The organism is Anabaena sp. UHCC 0399 (genome assembly GCF_034931465.1).
In the GTDB taxonomy this organism is placed as follows: domain Bacteria; phylum Cyanobacteriota; class Cyanobacteriia; order Cyanobacteriales; family Nostocaceae; genus Trichormus; species Trichormus minutissimus.
This window is the reverse complement of the sequence record NZ_JAYGGZ010000107.1, coordinates 1-4556: the sequence shown is the minus strand read 5'-3', so window position 1 is coordinate 4556 and position 4556 is coordinate 1. Positions and strand designations below refer to the sequence as shown.

The following is a 4556-nucleotide window of genomic DNA, read 5'->3' as shown; positions in this document are numbered from 1 at the left end:
CAACCAATCCATCATCGACTCCCAAGGTCGCGTCATTGCAACCTGGGCTGACGTAATCAACCGCGCTAACCTGGGTATGGAAGTAATGCACGAGCGTAACGCTCACAACTTCCCCTTAGACTTGGCTGCTGGTGAAGTTGCTCCTGTTGCTATCAGCGCACCTGCTATCAACGGTTAATCTTCAAGCTTAGTTGAATAAAAAACGCCTCCTGGAAACAGGGGGCGTTTTTTAATGCCATGAAATTGCCAAAACAGCGTTATGCAGGCAAGATAAGAGTACGCGAAAAATGTCATCATAGTTAAGATGAGAAAATACTGGAGATAAAACTACGGTTTACGCACGTCCTTTAGCACGGTTAATTGAACAGTTGCAACGCCTTCCAGGAGTTGGCCCCAAATCTGCCCAGCGACTGGCTTTGCATATTTTAAAGCGTCCAGAAGCTGAAGTGGAGGCTTTGGCGCAAGCTCTGATCGATGCCAAAAAACAGGTAGGTTTATGTTCTGTATGCTTCCATCTCTCATCTGAACCTGTTTGTGAAATTTGTCGTAATCCCAACCGCGATAATCAGACTATCTGTGTAGTAGCTGATTCGCGCGATGTAATTGCACTGGAAAAAACCCGTGAATATAAAGGCAAATATCATGTTTTAGGAGGAGTGATTTCTCCCATAGATGGTATTGGCCCAGAACAGTTGAATGTCCAAGCTTTGGTGCGGCGGGTAAGTCAGCAAAAACCTCAAGAAGTAATTATGGCGATTAGTCCTAGTGTAGAAGGGGAAACTACAACTTTGTATCTAGGTCAACTACTTAAACCATTTACAAAAGTGACGCGGATTGCATTTGGTTTACCTGTAGGTGGTGATTTGGAATACGCTGACGAATTGACACTCGCAAGAGCTTTAGAAGGACGGCGGGAGTTAGATTAAAACCAAACCTATTTTCTATAGTCTCTAGCTAGTAGTTAACAATAGCTGGTCATCGGGCAAATTGAATTATGCGTTACCCGAAATGCTTAGTAGACGCATACAGAACCCCGGTTTCTCCAAGAAACCGGGGTTCTAGATTTGTGCAATATGTGAAATCGTTAAAAACAAAATATATTTTATTTTTAATGACTGTAAACTTGTTGCTGTAATTTTCCTCTGTCATGGGTAGTCTTAATAACAAAGTGAATACTTCATTTATTATTTATTCGCTATTTAAGTAACCTAATAAAATGATTGAAATCTTAGCCACACTTTCCGCTTCTGCGGCAGCAGGAATAAGAATAGGCATACCTTTATTGATCATTGTGCTGTTACAGGGTAGTGAATTTTGGTCACAAGTACCAATTTTCTCTCCCATTTCTCCTGGAGTTTTATTAACCTGTCTAATTAGTTATTCATTTATTGAATTATTTGTTTCCAAAAAACTTTGGGGACAACGAATTTTACAAATAATACATTTATTCTTATCTCCCCTGGTGGGGGCTATTATGGGGTTAGCAGTAGCTTCAGCGACAGAAACACCACACTGGTTAATAGCTGTGATTGGGGGTTCATTGGCTTTAGTATTGCAGCTGGTTCAGGTGGGTTGGTTCTATCGCTTGCGTGGGTTGCCATTGTGGGCAGTGTTTCTACAGGATGTTTTGTGTATAGCCCTAGTGCTGTTTGCTTTTGATGCTCCGTGGCAAGGAGGATTAATTGCTTTAATCCTCCTGTGGTTTGCCCTGCGTAGTGCTAAAGAGTGGTATTACTGGTATCACAAAAGCCGTTAAAATACCTGAATTTGGGCGAAACCATATGGTATTTCTCGGCGATAACCAATATGTCCTCCAGCAAGTTCATATAGATAGAAGTTGCGATTGGGGGTATCCATTGCCAAATTCCTGAAAGCGATTTGTAGAGTGCTACCAGGAGTTATTGGTTGAGCAAAATTAATCCTGATTCTGTCGCCTTCTGTAGAAATGTTGGCATCGATGTTTTGACCAGATTGATCTGTGATACTAATGTTGTCGTTGTTGATGCTAACAAGTTCTGAAGGACGAACCACTACATAGGATAAAGGCTGCTCTCCGGTATACACACTAATGTAATGAGTATCACGGAAACCGCTCGTTCTACTAATTCGGGGTGCGGTGCGGTCATAGGACATTGGTTGTCCGGGTTGGTATTGCTGCTGTCTGGGTTGGTATTGCTGCTGTCCGGGTTGCATTGGTTGTCCGGGTTGGTATTGTTGTCCGGGTTGAATTGTTTGTCCGGGTTGGTATTGCTGTCCGGGTTGTATTTGTTGGGTCTGAGCGATCGCTGGTAAACTAGTTGTGGCGATCGCTAAACTTACGGTAGAAAACCAAATCAATTTTTTCATTGCTCACCGCCAATAAACAGAAAATTAACGCTTTACTGACGATATTCCTGCAATTGCTGTCTAACTACATCTGTCTGTGATGGGAAGCCCAAAAGCATCAAAATACTACATATAAAAACAAAAACCTCCCAAGAGGGGGAAGTTAAGAGTGAAAAAAATACTTTACTTGTATAATTTTTTACTGCAATAGTCCGATCATATGCAGTAAACCCTGACCTGTAACCAACTCAATAATTAAGGCAATAAAGCCTAGCATCGCAATCCGACCATTCCACACTTCTGCACTGGTGGTCATACCCCATTCCCAACTCTCTGGAGGATACATTTTCACCCGCTTCTTCATTTGGGTGACTTGGGAAAGCTTAAGACTGGGTTTTTGCAGTGCATCAATTACCAAGTCTGCCAAAGCTCTAATAAAGACTGGATGGGTATTAGGTGCGGGTACGCGACGGAAGTTGTGGATTCCTGCTTCTTCCGCAACTTCCCGATACTCAATATCAATTTCTTGTAGTGTCTCAATATGTTCCGAGACGAAACTGATGGGTACGACAACTAAGTCTTTAACGCCCTTTGCACCTAGTTCTTTAAGAGCATCTTCTGTATAGGGTTGTAACCACTCTACCGGGCCGACACGGCTTTGGTAGGCTAGGGTGTGAGGATTAGGACGATTGAGAGTCTGCATAATGAGGGCTGTACATTCCTCAATTTCCTGCTGATAGGGGTCGCCAGCTTCTTCGACATAGCTTTTGGGAACACCATGTGCGCTAAAAAAGATGTGAACTTCATCAGGATTAGCAAACTGGTTAATTTCTTGGCTAATCAGTTCCGCCATTGATTGCAAGTAACCTGGTTGTTTATGCCAAGACGGAATGACGGTGTATTCAATCCGTTGTAGTTTGGGGTCTTCTTGCCAAAGTCTATCTAGAAGCCGGAAGCTAGAACCACTGGTACTGATAGAAAATTGGGGATAGAGGGGTAGAATCACCAAGTTATCAAGATTGTCTTGGGTGAGAAGTGCGATCGCTTCTTCTGTGTAAGGATGCCAATAACGCATTCCTACATAGATTTTGGCTTCCTGTCCCAAATCACCTAACTGTTCTTGTAAAGCTTCTCCCTGGGCTTCTGTAATCCGCCGTAAGGGTGAGCCACCACCTATTTGCTTATAGTTCTCTTGCGATATGCTCGTGCGTCTTGAGGCGATATACCAAGCCAGGGGCTTTTGTAACCAACGGAATGGTAAGCGTATGATTTCTGGATCAGAAAAGAGGTTATATAAGAACGGCCCGACATCCTCTAATTTATCAGGTCCACCGAGATTGAGTAATAATACGCCTACACGACCCATAGCAGTTAATTTCCCCCGACTTTTTCAGATTTTTTACTAATGTTAACAATATATCTTTATTAAATATAAAGCTTAATAGTGAGCAAAGATGCAATGGCAACAATTTTAAGAGATTTAAGTTATCGCTATCAATGGCTATATGATGGAATATCGCGTTTAGCAGCCCTCAGCGTGGGTGGTGAAGCTCGTTTTCGGCAATTGGCTCTGGAAGGGTTAACAATTCAATCAGATACTCATGTTTTAGATTTATGTTGTGGTAGTGGTCAAGCCACGCAATTTTTAGTTAAATGTTCACAAAATGTAACAGGACTAGATGCTTCACCGTTATCTTTACAAAGAGCTAGGCAGAATGTACCTGAAGCAGCTTATGTAGAAGCTTTTGCGGAAAAAATACCTTTTACAGAGGCTCAATTTGATGTAGTCCATACCAGCGCGGCTCTACATGAAATGCAGCCTGCACAATTGCGGGAAATTATTCAAGAAGTTTATCGAGTTTTGAAGCCAGGAGGAGTATTTACTATTGTTGATTTTCATCCACCGACTAATCCCATCTTCTGGCCTGGTTTAGCGTTATTTTTTTGGTTGTTTGAGACAGAAACAGCCTGGAAATTATTAAAAACTGATTTAACTGGGTTGTTAATTGAAATGGGATTTAGTGTAAGTCAACCAACTTTGTATGCGGGTGGTAGTTTGCAGGTAATTCAAGCGAAAAAATAATTAATTGGGCATGGGTAATTGGGAATTGGTATTTCACGCCGTGTGCAACTTTCTCTCAAACCTAACCCCCAACCCCTTCCCTACATTCGCGCAGCGTGTCGTTCGCGTTAGCGTTGCGTAGCAAAGACAGGGAAGGGGAGAAAGATTT

At 42.3% G+C, this 4556-nt stretch carries 5 protein-coding genes and 1 pseudogene; 4 read left to right on the top strand and 2 right to left on the bottom strand.

Annotated elements, in window-relative coordinates:
* The 3 genes and pseudogenes from VB693_RS28800 to VB693_RS28790 all read left to right on the top strand — a co-directional run.
* Positions 1 to 178, top strand: a pseudogene (locus tag VB693_RS28800) (photosystem II q(b) protein); the annotation flags it as partial.
* Between the two features lie 190 nt (positions 179 to 368).
* On the top strand, positions 369 to 926 hold the full coding sequence (gene recR / locus VB693_RS28795; RefSeq protein ID WP_323269256.1) for a recombination mediator RecR: 558 nt from the start codon (positions 369 to 371) through the stop codon (positions 924 to 926).
* A 290-nt stretch (positions 927 to 1216) separates the two neighbouring features.
* A complete protein-coding gene (locus VB693_RS28790) occupies positions 1217 to 1756 on the top strand; it encodes a DUF4126 domain-containing protein (RefSeq protein WP_323269255.1) in 540 nt (179 codons plus the stop codon).
* Here the strand turns inward: VB693_RS28790 and VB693_RS28785 are convergent.
* Entirely contained in the window at positions 1753 to 2346 is a 594-nt protein-coding gene (locus tag VB693_RS28785; protein WP_323269254.1) for a DUF2808 domain-containing protein, read from the bottom strand. The two genes, VB693_RS28790 and VB693_RS28785, sit on opposite strands and share 4 nt — an antisense overlap.
* Positions 2347 to 2524: 178 nt before the next feature.
* Positions 2525 to 3691, bottom strand: a complete 1167-nt coding sequence (gene hemH, locus VB693_RS28780; RefSeq protein ID WP_323269253.1) for a ferrochelatase — start codon at positions 3689 to 3691, stop codon at positions 2525 to 2527.
* A 93-nt stretch (positions 3692 to 3784) separates the two neighbouring features.
* Between hemH and VB693_RS28775 the strand changes: the two genes are divergently transcribed.
* Complete coding sequence (locus tag VB693_RS28775; RefSeq protein WP_323269252.1) at positions 3785 to 4408, top strand: class I SAM-dependent methyltransferase; 624 nt, start codon at positions 3785 to 3787, stop codon at positions 4406 to 4408.
* Positions 4409 to 4556 lie beyond the last annotated feature (148 nt).

Bases quoted from the DNA above. Each gene is read 5' to 3' on its own strand.
- VB693_RS28790 (WP_323269255.1), top strand. From the start codon at position 1,217: ATGATTGAAATCTTAGCCACACTTTCCGCTTCTGCGGCAGCAGGAATA.
- VB693_RS28785 (WP_323269254.1), bottom strand. From the start codon at position 2,346: ATGAAAAAATTGATTTGGTTTTCTACCGTAAGTTTAGCGATCGCCACA.
- hemH (WP_323269253.1), bottom strand. From the start codon at position 3,691: ATGGGTCGTGTAGGCGTATTATTACTCAATCTCGGTGGACCTGATAAA.
- VB693_RS28775 (WP_323269252.1), top strand. From the start codon at position 3,785: ATGGCAACAATTTTAAGAGATTTAAGTTATCGCTATCAATGGCTATAT.